Here is a 246-nt window from a genome sequence, read left to right as displayed (position 1 = left end):
ATTTTAAGTTGGTTGGCTTTATGGAGGAGGAACAATGGGAAGTGGCAAAAAGAATATTTGGCTTGAGTCTGATTCGATTGTAACAAGGAAGAGCCCAAAGCCTCTTAAGCTTAATACGTTAGAAAATATCTACGTTAAAGAGCATGGCATTAAAAGTAAAATCACAAGGTCGTTTTTTATTGCGGTTGTGTTTAGTTTACCTATTTTCCTTTTTCGTCCACTTGCTGGTATTGGTGTGTTTTCCAT

At 36.6% G+C, this 246-nt stretch carries 1 pseudogene; it reads left to right on the top strand.

What is annotated here, in order from left to right:
- Positions 1-34: 34 nt before the first annotated feature.
- A pseudogene (locus AB4653_RS28980) lies at positions 35-246 on the top strand (hypothetical protein); the annotation flags it as partial.

It is taken from the genome of Vibrio sp. 10N.222.48.A3, assembly GCF_041475345.1.
GTDB classification, from domain to species: Bacteria; Pseudomonadota; Gammaproteobacteria; order Enterobacterales; family Vibrionaceae; genus Vibrio; species Vibrio tasmaniensis_A.
The sequence above is the reverse complement of the archived record's forward strand: the minus strand, read 5'-3'. Positions and strand labels throughout refer to the sequence as shown.